This is a genomic window from Coleofasciculus sp. B1-GNL1-01, assembly GCF_040220235.1.
In the GTDB taxonomy this organism is placed as follows: Bacteria; Cyanobacteriota; Cyanobacteriia; order Cyanobacteriales; family Coleofasciculaceae; genus Coleofasciculus.
Genome location: NZ_JAVJTO010000019.1, coordinates 41,163 through 57,477 on the forward strand (window position 1 = coordinate 41,163; position 16,315 = coordinate 57,477).

General features: G+C 45.3%; 16 protein-coding genes and 1 riboswitch. Of the genes, 12 read left to right on the forward strand and 4 right to left on the reverse strand.

Translation table 11 applies throughout. The features are described 5' to 3' along the window. Positions 1-66: 66 nt before the first annotated feature. A complete protein-coding gene (locus tag RID53_RS04460; protein WP_446386969.1) occupies positions 67-3,342 on the reverse strand; it encodes an efflux RND transporter permease subunit in 3,276 nt (1,091 codons plus the stop codon). An 838-nt stretch (positions 3,343-4,180) separates the two neighbouring features. Between RID53_RS04460 and RID53_RS04465 the strand changes: the two genes are divergently transcribed. Then, a complete protein-coding gene (locus tag RID53_RS04465; RefSeq protein ID WP_446386970.1) occupies positions 4,181-4,552 on the forward strand; it encodes a calcium-binding protein in 372 nt (123 codons plus the stop codon). 1 nt (position 4,553) lies between these two features. Here the strand turns inward: RID53_RS04465 and RID53_RS04470 are convergent, their stop codons facing one another. Together RID53_RS04470 and RID53_RS04475 are read right to left on the reverse strand one after the other, a co-directional pair. Then, complete coding sequence (locus RID53_RS04470; protein ID WP_446386971.1) at positions 4,554-4,709, reverse strand: hypothetical protein; 156 nt, start codon at positions 4,707-4,709, stop codon at positions 4,554-4,556. 111 nt (positions 4,710-4,820) lie between these two features. Further along, positions 4,821-5,294, reverse strand: a complete 474-nt coding sequence (locus RID53_RS04475; protein WP_446386972.1) for a TspO/MBR family protein — start codon at positions 5,292-5,294, stop codon at positions 4,821-4,823. 173 nt (positions 5,295-5,467) lie between these two features. Further along, positions 5,468-5,614, forward strand: a riboswitch (cobalamin riboswitch). Here RID53_RS04475 and RID53_RS04480 point away from each other — a divergent pair. The 10 genes from RID53_RS04480 (at position 5,589) to RID53_RS04525 (ending at position 13,648) form a co-directional block, all read left to right on the forward strand. Next, positions 5,589-5,723 carry a hypothetical protein gene (locus RID53_RS04480; RefSeq protein WP_446386973.1) on the forward strand — a complete coding sequence of 45 codons (135 nt, stop codon included), beginning with the start codon at positions 5,589-5,591 and terminating at the stop codon, positions 5,721-5,723. (Overlaps the previous riboswitch by 26 nt.) Before the next feature lie 195 nt (positions 5,724-5,918). Continuing rightward, the gene (locus RID53_RS04485) at positions 5,919-6,542 is read left to right on the forward strand and encodes a hypothetical protein (RefSeq protein WP_446386974.1); all 624 of its coding nucleotides are present in this window, start codon (positions 5,919-5,921) and stop codon (positions 6,540-6,542) included. Positions 6,543-6,556: 14 nt separating this feature from the next. Beyond that, the gene (locus RID53_RS04490; protein ID WP_446386975.1) at positions 6,557-7,315 is read left to right on the forward strand and encodes an energy-coupling factor ABC transporter permease; all 759 of its coding nucleotides are present in this window, start codon (positions 6,557-6,559) and stop codon (positions 7,313-7,315) included. 9 nt (positions 7,316-7,324) lie between these two features. After that, entirely contained in the window at positions 7,325-7,609 is a 285-nt protein-coding gene (locus tag RID53_RS04495) for an energy-coupling factor ABC transporter substrate-binding protein (protein ID WP_446386984.1), read from the forward strand. Between the two features lie 22 nt (positions 7,610-7,631). Beyond that, on the forward strand, positions 7,632-8,525 hold the full coding sequence (gene cbiQ / locus RID53_RS04500) for a cobalt ECF transporter T component CbiQ (protein ID WP_446386976.1): 894 nt from the start codon (positions 7,632-7,634) through the stop codon (positions 8,523-8,525). A 100-nt stretch (positions 8,526-8,625) separates the two neighbouring features. Then, on the forward strand, positions 8,626-9,483 hold the full coding sequence (locus RID53_RS04505) for an energy-coupling factor ABC transporter ATP-binding protein (RefSeq protein WP_446386977.1): 858 nt from the start codon (positions 8,626-8,628) through the stop codon (positions 9,481-9,483). A gap of 142 nt (positions 9,484-9,625) precedes the next feature. Next, entirely contained in the window at positions 9,626-10,015 is a 390-nt protein-coding gene (locus tag RID53_RS04510) for a DUF1636 family protein (protein WP_446386978.1), read from the forward strand. Between the two features lie 12 nt (positions 10,016-10,027). Then, a complete protein-coding gene (cobW, locus tag RID53_RS04515; RefSeq protein ID WP_446386979.1) occupies positions 10,028-11,062 on the forward strand; it encodes a cobalamin biosynthesis protein CobW in 1,035 nt (344 codons plus the stop codon). Positions 11,063-11,086: 24 nt separating this feature from the next. Next, a complete protein-coding gene (locus RID53_RS04520) occupies positions 11,087-12,925 on the forward strand; it encodes an N-acetylmuramoyl-L-alanine amidase (protein ID WP_446386980.1) in 1,839 nt (612 codons plus the stop codon). A 255-nt stretch (positions 12,926-13,180) separates the two neighbouring features. Beyond that, positions 13,181-13,648: a DNA phosphorothioation-associated protein 4 gene (locus RID53_RS04525; RefSeq protein ID WP_446386981.1), complete on the forward strand. Its 468-nt coding sequence runs from the start codon at positions 13,181-13,183 to the stop codon at positions 13,646-13,648. Between the two features lie 104 nt (positions 13,649-13,752). On the opposite strand, the gene RID53_RS04530 is transcribed toward RID53_RS04525, so the two are convergent. Next, complete coding sequence (locus RID53_RS04530; RefSeq protein WP_446386982.1) at positions 13,753-14,346, reverse strand: Uma2 family endonuclease; 594 nt, start codon at positions 14,344-14,346, stop codon at positions 13,753-13,755. Between the two features lie 747 nt (positions 14,347-15,093). Between RID53_RS04530 and RID53_RS04535 the strand changes: the two genes are divergently transcribed. Beyond that, positions 15,094-16,315: IS1380 family transposase (locus RID53_RS04535; protein ID WP_446386983.1), on the forward strand; the 1,222-nt coding region annotated here is incomplete at its 3' end.

The window sequence follows — 16,315 nt, forward strand, 5'->3', positions numbered from 1 at the left end:
TTTAAGAATCGACTTCTGGCAATTGGAGACGTTCCAGCGGAACGTCTCTACGGCTAACGGCTATTACTACACTGATGCTCTAGTCTTATCCCGGTTTTCTGTTCCCTGGTTCTTTTTCTTTGTTCTTCCTCTGAGTCCTTTTTTCCGATTCTTATCCCCAAAACTATCATGAAGCAATGTATAGAAACAGGGAATAATAAATAGCGTTAATCCCGTTGCTAGGGACAATCCCGAAAACACCACCACACCTAACGGTTGTAAAAACTCTGACCCTTTGCCAATCCCCAAGGCTAAAGGAAATAAGCCTAAAACTGTAGTAATCGTAGTCATCAAAATTGGTCGTAACCGTTGCGGTGCGGCTTGCAAAATTGCTGTTTTGCGGTCAACCTTTTCCCGGTAATAAATTTGATTGGCAAACTCCACCATCACGATCGCGTTATTCACCACAATCCCTACCAGCAGTACCGCCCCCACTAGAACCGTTGCACCCATGGCGGTTTGGGTGACATAGAGTCCCAAAATTCCCCCGGCTAACGCCAAGGGTACGGTGAGCATAATCACTAAGGGGTCAATTAGGGAATTATACTGTACCGCCATCACCACAAACACCATAAACGCCGCTAATCCTCCCAGGATCTTCAGAGAATTTTGGAGTTGCTGATTGGTTTCACTGGCGGAACTAGGTAAGATAGAAACCCCCTCTGGTAAGTCTAATTCAGCTAATACCGCATTGGTTTCCGCTAACGCCTCACTCAGCGTTGCACCCTCATTTAGTGTCCCTGCAATTAAGAACACCTGGCGCTGATTAATCCGCTGAATTTCACCCGGCGCTTGTCCTTGATCAATCGCCGCCACATCACCCAAATAAATTTGGCGATTATTAGTCGTAAATAGGGGTAACTCTTTAATCTGAGACACACGCTGAATCGCCGCCCGATCAAGCTGTACCCGCACATCCACCAAGCGATCGCCCCGTTGTAACTGTGTCGATACCGAACCTGCGATCGCGGTTTGAATGGTATCGCCAATTTCCTGGGCGGTTAACCCCAATTGGGCGACTCGTTCCCAGTCGGGACGAATCTGTATTTCGGGTTGACGATCATCCGCATCCGGGCGAAATCGGGCTAAGGTTGCGCGTTCATCTAACGCTTTTAACACTTGACGCCCTGCGGCTTCTAATTGCTGCGTATTGGTTCCTTGTAAGCCAATATCTAAATCCGCCCCACGAACGGGTGAATTACTTAAAATAATCCCCCGCACTTCACCGGGGCTGAGGCGCAGACGAGTTTGGACTAAATTTAACGTCTGCAATTCCTGATTGACTGTCTCAATAAATGTCTCGACATTACTATCCGATTTCAGCGCAATTGTACTGGTTCCTCGTAACAGGTTTTCTGAAGTATTTCCCCCAAATAAAAACCCGCCGGATGTGGTAAACGCATATTCTGTTTCTGGCTGCGCCAAGAGAATATCATCTACCGCCATCATTACTTGGCGATTCTGATCAAGCGTGGTTCCTGGCGGAAATTGGGCAAACATTCGCGCTTGTCCGGTATCAATTCGGGGTAGAATTTCTTGGGGTATTTGACTAGCTAAGGCTAAACTTCCGCCGCCCAGAATTAACACAGCCAGGGCGATCACTAAAATACGATACCGTAGCACCCGCGCCAAGAACCCTTGATAACTCCGAGTGGCGGCTTCAAAGCGACGATTAAAAGCTTGTAATAGCCAAAATCGATTTAAACCACTGGATTGAGGAATGGCTAATAGGCGAGAAGACAGCATTGGCACCACAGTTAGCGCCACAACCAAGGAAGCGGCGACAGCAAAACTAATCGTTAAAATTAATTCACTAAACAGAAGAGAGAAAAAGCCACCAATGAGTAAAAAAGGCAGGACAGCGACTAAATTTGTACTGGTAGACGCTATCAGCGCTGATTCTACCTCTTGGGAACACTGTTCGGCTTGGGAAATAATCGATTGAGGCGGGGCGGGTTGAGTTAAGTTATCAGTTTTCCCCCCATTTTTATCGGTTAAATCTGTCCCTACACCTGGATGATCAGACACACCCGCCGCGATCGTTTCTAGCATCACAATCGCATTATCCACGACAATCCCTACACCTAACGCCAATCCCCCTAAACTAAACACATTTAGGGATAAGCCAAATAATTTCATTAAAATTATAGCGGCTAGGGTGGCGAGAGGAATGGCGATGACAATAATTAAAGTTTGCCGCAATGAACCTAAGAACAACAAAACTGCAAACGCGGCTAATGTTGCGCCTACTAACCCCGCACTGGTTACATTGGCAATCGAATTCTGGATAAAAATGGATTCATCTAATGTAGCGACTAATTCAATATCGTCGGTAATCAAACCGGATTGTCGCAACTGTTCAATGCGTTTTTTTACACCATTGACCACTTCAATCGTATTCGCATCCGGTTGCTTTTGTACACTAACTTTAACCGCTGGTTCTCCATTCAGAAAGACAAATACCCGTCTATCTTCCGTCCCATCAATTACCTCTGCAAAATCCCGCAGATAGACCCGACGAGACAGATTTGTGGCGTCGGTGTCGTCTATTTCAAAGGACAAATTCCGCAGTTCTGCCGCATCCTGAAACCGTCCCATGGTTCGGGTTAAGGGTTCTGATTCTTCTCCGCGTAGTCGTCCCCCCGCCACATCTTGATTCCGTTCATCTAAGGCATCTAAGACATCCGTTAATCCTAATCCTAATCGCTGTAAACGAGTCGGATCAATCAACACTCGTACTTCTTCCGTTACCCCGCCAGACACATCCACTGAGGCGACGCCAGGAACCACACTCAGTTCCCGGCTGAGTTCTTCATCAGCAAAGACTCGTAAATCTACATCGTTTAGGGATGAAGATTTTAGGGCTAATTCATAAACGGGTAATTGAGACGGATCAAACTTAAATAAACGCGGTTCTTCAATAATTTCGGGTAAATTGGATTGAGCGCGGTTATACGCCGCCGTTGCATCATTCAGCGCCTGGTCAATATCACCCCCTGGTCGAAAAAACAAGTCTAAACTAATTCGTCCCTCGCGAGTTTGGGAGAAGACTTGGACAACGCCCTCCGTCGCACTTAATCCTTGTTCTAGGGGTTTAGTAATTTCCTCAACCGCCACCTCTGGGGAGATACCGGGCGCTCCCAAACGTAAGCCAATCCGGGGATAAGTAATCGAGGGTAATAAATCGACCTGAATCTGGAGAATAAAGAATATCCCCAGCACAATAACGGCTAGGGTTAAGACTAGGGTACCGATATGGCGGCGAATCGCGATCGCACTAATACTGAGTTTGTCATTTGTCATTTGTCAAAACACTGATTTCACGGATTTTTTTTAGAGATTGGGGTGGGAGGTGAGAGGGTAGTGACACGGATTTCACTGAAAGGTTGGTTTTATTTCATTTGTCAAAACACTGATTTCACGGATTTTTTTTAGAGGTTGGGATAGGGAGGTGAGAGGGTAAGCTGTCATGCATTTAAATTGGGTATTAGTAGCGAGCAAGATGCAAAGCCTGCGGCATGGCTTCGCTAAACGCACTACAATGATTTCGTCATTATAGTGGTTTCGCGAATCGTCATCAGAATTCCCTCGTCCAAAATTCCCTCGTCCAAAATTTCCCCGTGCTAGTCTTTGACCATTCTAGGAATAGCAACCATGACGGTTCAATTATCTCAGCCTGAGTACCGACGAGTGACCCCTATTGTTCAGACGTTAGCAGACTTTGCCACGGCACGCGATCGCACTCTGTAGGGGCGACCCGCTTCATTTAATTAATAACACTAATCCACTCAATTAGGTCGGGTCGCCCTTTATTCATAAGTCCTGTGGTGGGGATAGATGTTAGGTTTTAGGTATTCCTCTTTGGTTGGGAGATTGCCCACCGTAGTGATAAGCACCGCAAACGCCGCAAGATTCAGCAATTAATTGTAGATGAGATTACGTTTGTCTTTTCCGGCATAATTGCTCTCAGCGCATTCTGGTTTCTGGTTGCCAAACCTCCTTTAGGTGTGACAATTTTGTCCTGGGTAGAACTTCTACTTTTAATCCTGTTGGGAGTCGAGATGTTTATTTATGCTGACCTGACAGAGGGGCGTTAACCTTTAATCTGGGTGTACCATACAGCAACGAAGAAAGTTAGGCGATGGCGAAAATGAAACGGGACGCAGAGCGAGAAGAGCGGATCACGATGGACATTGTGGTGGATGCTTACGGACCAGAAGAGCAGGCAATGGGCTGGTACTACTATTTACAGGACACAATGCAGTTTCCCTTCACAGCCGTCTGCATCAGTAAGCGACGCATTTCCCCGGTGAAAGAAAAGGCAACCGTAGAAGTGGTGGGGATGGCACCAGAGGAGGAGTGCGAACAGGAAATGTTTGTGGAGATTGCCTGGGATGATGATACGCTGGCAGTGCCATTGATTCAGCTAGAGGCTCCAGAGGCAGATGCAGAAACCCAACAGGCGATCGCAGATTGGCATTACTGGGTGAATCAAGGCTATGAGTTTGGGTAAATTAAATTGATAAAGATACTCCAATCAGCAAGGCAAAAAATCTCAAGACGGCTAGCCGTGCAGACGCGATGCCCCATAGCGCGATCGCTAATGACTCGTCAGGAACTGGAACATCAGCTTCTTCACCTATCTCCTGCTGACAAAGTTGTAATGGCACGTTTGTATGCTGATGAGCAGTTTACACGGGATGTTAGTGAACGGCTTTGATGTGTTATCGGTTAGGCTAAGGCACTCAAATTGGGGAGCAATCGCCTGCTTTAATCCATACCTATTCTGCTTCCGGATTTAGTCGAATCATCGCCCAAGTCGTGTAGGTTCCAATCGGACTCCAAATAATATAAGGTAATAGCAAAACCAATGCCCAAACTGAGATAGGATAAACTAAAAGTGCCAAAATAATACTCAATATAGCCCCTGCCCCCCCAATCATCGTACCCACCTTGAGACTGCGAAATCGGCACATGACTGGCGTATAGGCAATTGTTACTATTTCTAACAGCAAATATAATCCCAAAACCAGCCAGGTTTGAGGACTCCCAGGATTACTTTCCCATACCACATAAGCTGACCATCCTCCACAAATAAAAATAACTGTCCAGATGAAAGGAATCGCCGCCTCAAATGTCAACCATCGGGGACGGCGCAGGCGGTTGAACCATCGGACATCATCGGAGGTTAACCAGTTACCAGCCAACGCCACTAGTAAGGTTACAGTCCCAATTACCATCCAGGATTTAATCATGTTCTCCCCTGTGAAAATCCCACGACATCGGGTGATCATCCCCAGTTTTATAGATTGAGCGAATCATCCCTATAAAACCAGCTTATCCTTTTGGTACAGGTTTTGTGGTCAGGAGGAAATCACGCCACTGAGCGAAAAGCGAAAAAGGGTAGTCCTTGCCGAACCAACATGGTAGAGTATTAATCTTAGTCGGTTCTAATGGGGAGCAGCCATTAGAGGTAACGGGGAAAGTTCGGTGTAAATCCGGCGCTGTCCCGCAACTGTGACGAAACCTACCCAGGTTTCTGAGTCAGAATGCCCGCCGACGTGGAAGAAACGTTAACATTCATCTGCGAGGTACGGATGGTGCATAGTCCAAAATTGTCACAATTTAAACCTGTGAGGCGATCGCGACAGAACGCCCTGATGCCTGATCAAGAGTCGGGTTAATGGGTATGCCTCAATTTGTTTAAACGAAAACGGCATGATTCGTTAACCAAAAGTCTCTTGTCCTTACCTATGCATAGGTGAGTACAAGAGTCAAGTAAGAGGTTCGTCCCATGGCAAGCCTCTAGCTGTTTGTTACGAATTCCTAATCATTGATAACCACGACAACGCAATCAAACTACTGATTTACTCAGGACTATGAATAACAGTCCAATCGTGACAAAACCTGCACCGCCAGCACCATCAAACCTGTGGTCAAAGGCTTGGCAAGCAATTGCCCACAGTCGCCTGTGGCTATTTTCCCTCATCGCGATCGCTAGCGCTAGCAGTCTGGTTTACCCTCACTCTCCCTTGGTTGGTTTTGCTGCTGTGACGGGAACAACTCTGCACCGCAAACAGGCGGTTATGGCTGCTATGACTATCTGGTTTGCTAATCAATTGTATGGCTTTACTATCCGCCAATATCCCCGTACTTTAGAAGCTTTTACTTGGGGTTTGGTTATGGGTTTAGGAACTCTTGTGGTGACCCTACTCGCCACCATTAAACCCAAGTTCAGCCAGCGTAATTTTACAGGTCATTTGCTTTGGTTTGGTGCAGCGGTAATCGCCGGATATGTTCTGTTTGAAGGAACGATTTTACTCACAGCGCAATTAATGGGAGGACACGGTTTAACTGCCAGTATACTTGGGCGGATTTTTGTCAAGAATGCTGTTTGGGGAATTGCCCTCAGTTTGATACACAGTGTTCTCACCTGGAATGCAATCAAATTCTCCGAAAAATACCGAGGTGCGTTACGCTACGCTAACACACCCTACGAATAGAGGTAATTTTGTCAATGAAGCGAAAAAAACGGATAATCAATCTAGTCTTAATCGCTGGGTTAAGTTGGGGCTTAATCGTATTTGCCCCGCAACCCGCCTTCGCCATGCATATCATGGAAGGTTTCTTACCCGCAGGTTGGGCAATTTTTTGGTGGGTTGTTTTTCTGCCCTTTTTTATTCTCGGACTACGTTCAATTACACAAATCTCCCAGCAAAACCCGGAATTGAAAGTGCTGCTGGCGCTATCCGGTGCCTTTGCTTTTGTCTTATCCGCCTTAAAAATACCGTCGGTAACCGGAAGTTCTTCCCATCCCACAGGAACGGGATTGGGTTCAGTATTGTTTGGTCCATTAACGATGAGTGTATTGGGGAGTTTAGTTCTCCTGTTTCAAGCCCTGTTGTTGGCACATGGCGGTTTAACAACCTTGGGGGCAAATGCGTTTTCTATGGCAGTTGTCGGACCATTTATCGCATACAGCACGTATCGTTTAATTATGCAAGTCAGTGGGGCGCAGAAAGTCGCTATTTTTATCGCTGCTGCTTTGGCAAATTTGATGACGTATGTGGTTACATCTGTTCAGTTAGCACTAGCCTTTCCTGCTGCAACTGGGGGAATTATGGCTTCATTTCTCAAGTTTGCTGGGATTTTTGCGGTGACTCAAATTCCCTTGGCAATTAGTGAAGGATTGTTAACCGTTTTGGTGTGGAACTGGCTAATGTCCTACAGTCGCGAGGAATTAGCCGTATTGAATTTAGTTAAAGGAGGGTCTTAAACGGTGAAAATGGAAACAACAGGGTGGAATAATTGGGTATTGGTATTAGGAGTTGTCGTTCTCGCCATTGTGCCATTGTTAATCGTTCGGGACTCAGAATTCGGCGGTGCTGATGGTGAAGCCGAAGCTGTAATTGGCGAGGTTAATCCTGACTATGAACCTTGGTTTGAACCCTTAATCGAACCGCCGGGTGGTGAAACGGAATCTCTGTTATTTGTTTCCCAGGGGGCAATTGGTGCGGGAATTATCGGCTTTGTTATTGGACGATACAAAGGGCGATCAGAACGGGATTAACAGTCTGAGTAAATAAATAAATATGACTCTGGAAATTGATGCGATCGCGTACCGGAATCGTCTGCGTTATCTTCCCCCCGCCCAGAAATTGGGCTTCGCGTTGGTGGTGTTGTTTATTAGTCTTTTTAGCCATGCACCGACTCAATTTCTGATTATATTGTGGATGGGAATATGGACAGTCGGTTATGCCGGAATTCGCTGGCGAGTTTACTTGCGATTAATCGCCCTAGCATCTCTATTCTTACTCTTGGGTTTACCCGCTTTAATCGTGAATATCGCCCCCATGACTCAAATCGAGGTTGCCCAAACCGATCAATGGGGTGGGATGAATCTGGGTTCCTGGTATGTCTATATCAGTCGCAGCGGTAGTCAACAAGCTGGCGTTGTGTTCATGCGATCGCTGGCTTGTGTGTCTTGTCTGTTTTTTATTCTTTGTACTGTCCCTTTTATCGAAATTGTACAGACGATGCGACGGCTGAATGTGCCAGTTATCCTCACAGATATTCTGCTATTAATGTATCGCTTTGTGTTTATCTTGCTGAAAACAGCAAAGGAGTTAAAATTGGCACAACAGGCGCGAAATGGCTATCGCAATTGGCGTTTAACTATGCATAGTTTAGGACTCTTGGTGGGACAATTATTTTTGCGGACATTACAACGTTATCATCAATTTTCCTTGGGATTGGCAGCACGAGGCTTTACCGGGGAATTTCCGGTTGGCTTACTCCATCACTATCGCTACTCCAAACGCTATGCAGTGGAAGCCGTTTTGGGTTGTGGGGGATTGTTAGGAGTTGAGTTGGTTAGTTGTCATTTGTCTTATGTCTTATGTCATTTGTCATTCGTTGTTTATTCCATGTTCTCTATTCCCTTGATTCACCTGTATAAGCTGTCATGCATTTCAATTGGGTATTAATAGTGAGCAAGATGCTCACACTACGACAAGGATTTCGCCATTGTTGACATTACTGATTAAAGGCTGAATAGGTCATTTTAAAATCATGTAAGATAAATGTATGAGCAAAAAGTTACTGGAATTTGAAGATGTTTATTATACCTATCCGGGTGGACAGAAACCAGCGCTGAATGGACTAAATTTATCCATTCCAGTCACTAAAAAAATCGCATTACTGGGTCAAAATGGGTCGGGTAAATCAACTCTATTATTCTTAGCCGATGGACTTTTTCAACCCCAGCAGGGACAAATCCACTGGGCAGGTAAACGATTAAACTATGACCGCCATTCCCTGAATCAGTGGCGTCAAAAAATCGGACTCGCGTTTCAAGACCCAGAACAACAATTAGTCGCCGGAACGGTAGCTGAGGATATTGCTTATGGGTTGTATACTCTAAAATTGTCTCAGGCAGAAATCAAGCAGCGGCTTGAACAAACCTTAGCCGAATTTGGCTTACAAGACTTAGCCAACAACCCCTTACATCACCTCAGTTTAGGACAAAAACGACGAGTTGCGCTAGCCGGGGTAATGGCACGGCATCCTGAACTATTATTATTAGATGAGCCAACAGCTTATTTAGATAGCGTGCAAACGGGCAATCTCCTGGAGGAGTTAGAACGGATTCACGCCGCTGGAACGACTCTAGTGATTGCTACTCATGATCTAAACTTTGCCTATCAATGGGCAGATTGGATGTGTATTTTACATGAAGGACAACTGATTATGTCAGGAGAAACGCAAGATATTTTTAGCCAAAGCAATAGGTTAGCCGAATTCCACCTGGATGTCCCCATTTTATGGGAGGTTTGGCAGGTATTAGTGTCACGTTTATCTTTACCCAAGACGATGCCGTTTCCGAAAACAATTCGTCAACTGGAAGACCAGTTAAGCGATTGGAATAAACCCTCTCAACCCTAACGACAACCTCTAATGCCATGTTTGTCTAAATGTCCTTTTTTTGTTAAAACAAACTCTTTACCCTATTGCCTATTGCCTATTGCCTTTTTACAGCATTGCTATGTTGACGATCCAAATGAAAACGCTATATGACTGAATCAAAATGAATCAACACACTTTATTTGTTTGTACAACCTGCGCCAGTACCTGGAAAGATGGCAAGCGCATTGGTCAAAGTGGTGGAGAAAAACTTCTAGAACCCTTGCAGGAACTCCACCAAAACTGGTCACTCCGGGATGAATTTAAACTTCAACCGATTGAATGTATGAGTGCTTGTAGTCGCCCTTGTGCGGTTTCCTTAGCCGCCTTGGGTAAACACACGTATCTATTTGGGGATTTACCCGTAGATGTAGAAACATTACCCAAAACAGCAGCGGCTATCTTAGACTGTGCCAGTTTGTACCATAGCCAACCTGATGGTTTATTGCCTTGGGCAAAACGACCTGAACCCCTAAAAAAAGGCATCTTAGCACGAATTCCACCCTTATCCTGAGGTCAAATAATCATGCATAAAATTCCCGTAACTGTAATTACCGGCTTTCTCGGTTCTGGCAAAACCACATTAATGCGCCATTTACTACAAAACAACCAAGGACGTAAAATAGCCGTTCTGGTGAATGAGTTTGGGGAAGTGGGTATTGATGGCGAGTTATTGCGTTCCTGCCAAATTTGTGATGAGGAAGATAATCCTAACGATAATATTGTCGAACTGACCAATGGCTGTCTTTGCTGCACCGTTCAGGAAGAATTCTACCCGACAATGCAGCAACTCTTACAACGACGCGATCGCATCGATTGTATGCTAATTGAAACCTCTGGATTAGCGTTACCCAAACCCTTAGTTCAAGCCTTCCGTTGGACTCCCATTCGCAACGGTGCTACCGTGGATGGAGTAATCACGGTGGTCGATTGTCAAGCATTAGCCGCCGGAACCTTAGTCGGTGACATTAATGCCTTAGAAACCCAACGCCAAGCTGACCCCAATTTAGACCATGAAACCCCAATTGAGGAACTCTTTGAAGATCAATTGGCTTGTGCGGATTTAGTCTTACTCACCAAGGTAGATTTAGTCGATGAGGCGACGCTGAGGAGGATCAAAGACTGGTTACAGCATCAATTACCCACGGGAGTTAAAGTTATTCCTTGTGATCAGGGACAGATTCAGCCGGAACTCTTACTCGGGTTCAACGCCGCCGTCGAGGATAACTTAGACAATCGTCCCAGTCATCATGATACCGAGGACGACCACGACCATGACGACGAGATTAATTCCGTCCAATTTATTTCTGACCAAGCCTTTGAACCCAAAACCCTAATCGCCAAACTGCAACAACTCGTGCAACAGCAGGAGATTTACCGGATCAAAGGGTTTGTGTCTGTACCCAATAAACCCATGCGTCTAGTTTTACAGGGAGTCGGCAATCGCTTCGATTCATTCTATGATCGACTGTGGCACAACGGCGAATCTCGCCAAACTCGGTTAGTGCTAATTGGACGTAAACTAGACCAGGCTGACATTGAGCAAGCAATTGGCAGTTAGACGATTAATCGTGAGGGTAAGGGAATGAGGAAAATTCAGTGGCTACTGCTACTTATTAGCTTCTGGAGTACGTTTCTGGTTTCATTACCCGCAGAAGCGGCTAGGCTTTTGCTGTGGCGATTTGATGCGAGTCAAAATCAACTGGAATTTACCACAGATGGTAGCGTTCAACCCACAGCCCAACTGATTCCCAATCCCCTGCGCCTGGTTATCGATTTACCCGGTACGACATTGGGACGCCCCAGCGTCAGCCAGCCTGTAGGGGGAGGGATTCGGGAAATTCGGGTGGGACAGTTTGACCGCCAGACGACGCGGATTGTGGTAGAAATTGCACCAGGTTATACCATAGATCCCCAACAGATTCAGTTTCGGGGGGCGTCACCGAGACAGTGGTTTGTACAACTTCCTGAACCGCAGCGGATAACCACACCCGCACCTCGTCCCCTACCGCCGACAACTCCTCCCCCCCAACCCACACCTCGTCCCACACCACCGGAACCCTCTCCCGACAGAACCGAGTCAAGTGTGCAACTTGATCCGATTCAGGTGACGCGGGATGGGTTTTTCATTCGCACCAATGAGGGGGAAGTTAAAGAGATTCAGGTGGAACGGAGTCGCGATCGCGAAACCATTGAGTTTGATGTAGAAGGGATTACCCTACCCCCAGCGTTACGAAATCAAACAGTATCAGTGAATCGCTATGGGGTTAGCCAAATTCAATTATCCCAACAGTCGGGTTCATCCCCAACTCGCATCACCTTAAACGTGAATCGCGAGAGTCCCGACTGGCAGATGAATTATAGTGCTGTTGGCGGTTTGGTATTATTACCCAGAGGAGTTTCGGCGTCGCAGCTTCAGGACTTATCGCCGCGACGAGTCGATCGGGAACCCACGGCGGCTACGAATCTCGCCACGATTGAATCAGTGCAAATTGCCCAAAATGGTACTCAATTATTAATTCGGGCAGATCAACGGATTCGGGCGAGTGGGAATTGGAATCCCAGCGCCAACCAGTTCCAAATTACCATCCCAGATGCTCAACTGGCTGACCGAATCCAAGGACCTCAGCTAGGCGTCAATAGTCCATTATCCCAGGTGAGACTACGCCAGCCTGATTCGCGTACTGTGGTGATTGTGGTTCAACCGGATCGAAATACCCAGATTGGCGAACTCAATCAACCCAGCGAACAATTGTTAGCCCTATCCCTGCGACAGAGGAGAGTCGTTTCACCACCAACGGGTACGCTTCCCGTACCGCCACCGGAACGATTACCGCCAGAGAGTTCACCACCCCCGACTGTATTTCCTGGAGTACGCAATACTCGCGTTGTGGTGATGCTTGATCCGGGACATGGGGGCAGAGATCCCGGCGCTGTGGGGATTGGTGGCTTGCAGGAGAAGAACGTAATTTTACCCATTTCTCTCCAAGTTGCACAACTTTTAGAACAACAGGGTGTACAAACGATATTGACGCGATCGGATGATCGATTTATTAGCCTGAGAGGACGAGTTCAACTCGCCGAACAAACTAATGTTGACCTATTTGTCAGTATCCACGCCAATGCGATTAGCCTGAGTCGTCCCGATGTGAATGGGGTGGAAACCTATTACTATGCCAATGGGCGAGGGCTAGCTGAAGCGATTCAAAACAGTCTCTTACAGAGTACCGGAATGCGGAATCGCGGCGTGAAGCGAGGTAGATTTTATGTCATCCGACGCACCTCTATGCCTTCTGCGTTAGTGGAAGTGGGGTTTGTCACCGGGGCTGAAGATGCGCCAAGACTTGCCACACCTGAATTTCGCAGCCTTATTGCCCAAGCGATCGCACGGGGTATTTTACTCTACATTCAGCAAACTCGGTAGGATGTCGGGTGGGGAAGCTGGGGGAGCTGGGGAAGCTGGGGAAGCTGGGGAAGCTGGGGGAGCCATGTTCCAGACGAGCCATGGAGCGTCTGTGTGTAGGGGCGGGTTTAGGGACTAATATTGATTGTTATCCCTAGCTTGGCTGCAAAACCCGCCCCGACTAAATGACAAATGACAAATGACAAATGACGAATGACAAATGACAAATGACGAATGACGAATGACGAATGACGAAAATAGGAGGATATCAGGGGAATGGGCGTCAATCGCATCCGAATTGCCAAGGATCAAGCCGATTTAGTCAAAGCGTTAACCGCATCAGCCGAGACAACCGGACCCTTTCAAACGTATGCTGACGTTATCGCATTTGCAGCGGCGTTGGGTGTCAAGCGCAGGAAGCGATCGCCTCTGGGAACAATTGCCAAGAAAGAACCTGCACCGATTGGGTTAGAGATATTTGTGTCGCGGGGATATGATGCGCTAATTAAACTTTTGGCGCTTGTCGAAACCAAAGATGCCAAAATTCTCTCCTCTTTTGATGCCAAAGCAGAGGAGGAAAGGATTCATATTTTTGAAGAGTATGCTAATGGCGGCTTACAGATATTACGAGACGAGTTGCGGGGGGCGGTGGATTATTCGGAGCGATTATTGTTAGTTTTGAATGCACAACGGTTTAAACAAGTGGTTCCTGACGACGATTTTGATTTAAGTCGATTTCTATAACGGTTCCTAAAGGCGTAGGGTTAACCCATACAAAGAGTGATGTAGGGGCGCAAGGCTTGCGCTCACACAACGATAAACACTATAAAGTGGATTGAATCAGAAATTTAAGGATTCAGTATAACCGTTAAATCGAGAACAAATCCCGGTAACACGTCTTCCCCTGAAAGTGGGGGTGGTGCATCAACAGAAAAATTGATCTGTTCGACATCAACGCCTGGTCGATAAATTTCCACTAGGGGCGTTTGCGGATCAATCAGCCAACCTAAGCGGGCACCATTCTCCCGGTACTCTAACATTTTGGCACGTAAACCTTGGAGCGAATCGCTTTCAGAACGAAGTTCAATCACAAAGTCTGGACATAAAGGCGGAAAACGTCGCCGTTGTTCAGGTGATAAGGCTTCCCATCGTTCCAGGATTACCCAGGATACATCGGGACAACGTTTAGCATTATTGGGTAATCGAAACTCAGTGGAAGAGTCAAACACTTTTCCCAGTCGGGTTTGCTCGTTCCAATTGTAAACTTTAGCCGTCAAACCTGCATTACTAATGCCACTTTCTCCACCTATTGGGGGCATAATTATTAATTCTCCATTAGCGGTAAGTTCTAAGCGCCATTGTTCATTTGCCACACAAAGTTGATAAAATTGCTCGTCGGTTAAACCGACGGTGGGGGGTACGTTCAGGGTTAGAGTGTCCATCGCTGTGTTAGCCAACTGAATTAATTATATTATCAGTGATATCTACGGCAAAACACCACTAAACAGCTTTAGTGGGCATTACCGATTTAAGATTTGGGTGATTTGACTTACATACATTTGAATAGGCGATGCCTACTTGACAACACAACTTAACGGAGTTCAGCCAAAACTGTAGTTCTAAACGGCTCAACATTTTCCGGCTTCTTATAAAACAAGACTAAATTAACACTTTTAGTATAAATTACTATCCAGTGCTGCTTGATCAAGAAAAATAAAACAATGAAAATTATGCCGAGTAAATAAACACCAATTGTAGCTAGTCCTAGCCCCGCATTTCTCACAAGAAGCGCGAGCGCAAATTACAAAAACCTTGCCAGACAAGGATTTAAGCCCATTTATTCCCCCCAACCGCACACAACAGTGTGTTGCACCTTCAAGCCTCTGAATAATCATGCTCCTCAACCTAATAAAAAAAGTAAATTGATGCTCATATTTTTGGAATATAGCTTTAGTAAAAAGAATTAAGCTGTTCGGCATTTAAATTGGGACACCTAAAACCTTGAAAGGCAACAGGAAACAGGCAACAGAGAATACACAATTTAAATCCGTTTTAGTTGAATTGGCGTAAAGTTTAAGCTAATTAACTTTTCTTGATAGACTCAAATAGAATTTTGACAATTAAATTGAGAATAAAATCCATAAAACCTGATATAATTTAGTTATAGAAAAGGTCAAATATTTTGCTTTATGATTGCTAACTTATCTCAAAGGAATGACCATTCACTCAACTTTGGGAAAAAGAAAGGGAAAGAACTTCTTGCTAACTTTAACGGAGGTCAAATCACCTCAGATGCAGTAATCGTTTGGTTAGCAGAGTTAGATAAAAAATTAAGGATTACAGCAAGATTTGCCGAATGCTTTCAAGACCATCGGCATTTATCTTATCTAAATTATTCAGTTCATCAATTACTCGCTCAAAGAGTTTATGGAATTGCTTTAGGATACGAAGATGTCAATGATCATGACCAACTACGCTATGATCCTGCTTTAGCAATCGCCTTAGAAAAGCTCAATTTTGATGACTCATTATCAGCAATTTTAGCCGGAAAAAGCACCTTAAATCGGCTGGAATATTGCCCCGATACAATCCTTCAGCAACAAGAATCCCGCTATCATCGTATTGAAGCTAACCCGGAAGAGATTAAAAAAGCCTTCGTAGACATCTTTTTGGAGTCTTATCAAACCCCTCCTCAACAAATCATTTTAGACATGGATGTCACCGATGACCAAGTGCATGGACATCAAGAAGGCGCATTTTTTAATACTTATTATAAAGGAGTTTGCTATGCACCTTTATATATCTTCTGTGGACATCATTTATTAGTGGCAAGATTACGTCCTTCTAATGTAGACCCAGCCGAAGGAGCATTAGAAGAATTGCAGAGAATCATTGGCTTAATTCGAGAAAAATGGCATAATACGCAGATAATAGTGCGAGGCGATAGTGCTTATGCTCGTGAAGAGCTTATGAATTTTTGTGAAGAGAAAGAAGGGGTAAATTATGTGATAGCAATGGCAACAAATAGCCAATTGAAGTTACGAGCAACGAATCTTATTGAAAAAGCAAAAAAAGAATACGAAGAGAAGTTATTGCCAGTCACTAAATTGATGGATAGTCTTTTCTCTAAGGATGAAGACTTAGAAGAGGTGAGAAAGTTAGTTCCCAACGTGACTTGGTTTCGCTCTATCTACTATCAAACTGAAAAGTCATGGAGTCGTCAAAGAAGAGTGGTAACAAAAGTGGTTTATGGGAGTGAAGGGTTAGAGTTTCGTCATGTCGTCACATCTTTACCTCCTTCTCAAATTACGCCTTCTCAACTTTATACTAAACAATATTGTCCGAGAGGAGAAATGGAAAATCGGATTAAAGAACAGCAATTAGACTTATTTGCTGACCGAACTTCTACCC

Coding starts and splice junctions, on each gene's coding strand:
- RID53_RS04530 (WP_446386982.1), bottom strand. CDS start 14,346: ATGGACACTCTAACCCTGAACGTACCCCCCACCGTCGGTTTAACCGAC.
- RID53_RS04480 (WP_446386973.1), top strand. CDS start 5,589: ATGCCCGCCGACGTGGAAGAAACGTTAACATTCATCTGCGAGGTACGG.
- RID53_RS04525 (WP_446386981.1), top strand. CDS start 13,181: ATGGGCGTCAATCGCATCCGAATTGCCAAGGATCAAGCCGATTTAGTC.
- RID53_RS04490 (WP_446386975.1), top strand. CDS start 6,557: ATGAAGCGAAAAAAACGGATAATCAATCTAGTCTTAATCGCTGGGTTA.
- RID53_RS04520 (WP_446386980.1), top strand. CDS start 11,087: ATGAGGAAAATTCAGTGGCTACTGCTACTTATTAGCTTCTGGAGTACG.
- RID53_RS04495 (WP_446386984.1), top strand. CDS start 7,325: ATGGAAACAACAGGGTGGAATAATTGGGTATTGGTATTAGGAGTTGTC.
- cbiQ (WP_446386976.1), top strand. CDS start 7,632: ATGACTCTGGAAATTGATGCGATCGCGTACCGGAATCGTCTGCGTTAT.
- RID53_RS04475 (WP_446386972.1), bottom strand. CDS start 5,294: ATGATTAAATCCTGGATGGTAATTGGGACTGTAACCTTACTAGTGGCG.
- RID53_RS04460 (WP_446386969.1), bottom strand. CDS start 3,342: ATGACAAATGACAAACTCAGTATTAGTGCGATCGCGATTCGCCGCCAT.
- RID53_RS04465 (WP_446386970.1), top strand. CDS start 4,181: ATGGCGAAAATGAAACGGGACGCAGAGCGAGAAGAGCGGATCACGATG.
- RID53_RS04485 (WP_446386974.1), top strand. CDS start 5,919: ATGAATAACAGTCCAATCGTGACAAAACCTGCACCGCCAGCACCATCA.
- RID53_RS04510 (WP_446386978.1), top strand. CDS start 9,626: ATGAATCAACACACTTTATTTGTTTGTACAACCTGCGCCAGTACCTGG.
- RID53_RS04505 (WP_446386977.1), top strand. CDS start 8,626: ATGAGCAAAAAGTTACTGGAATTTGAAGATGTTTATTATACCTATCCG.
- cobW (WP_446386979.1), top strand. CDS start 10,028: ATGCATAAAATTCCCGTAACTGTAATTACCGGCTTTCTCGGTTCTGGC.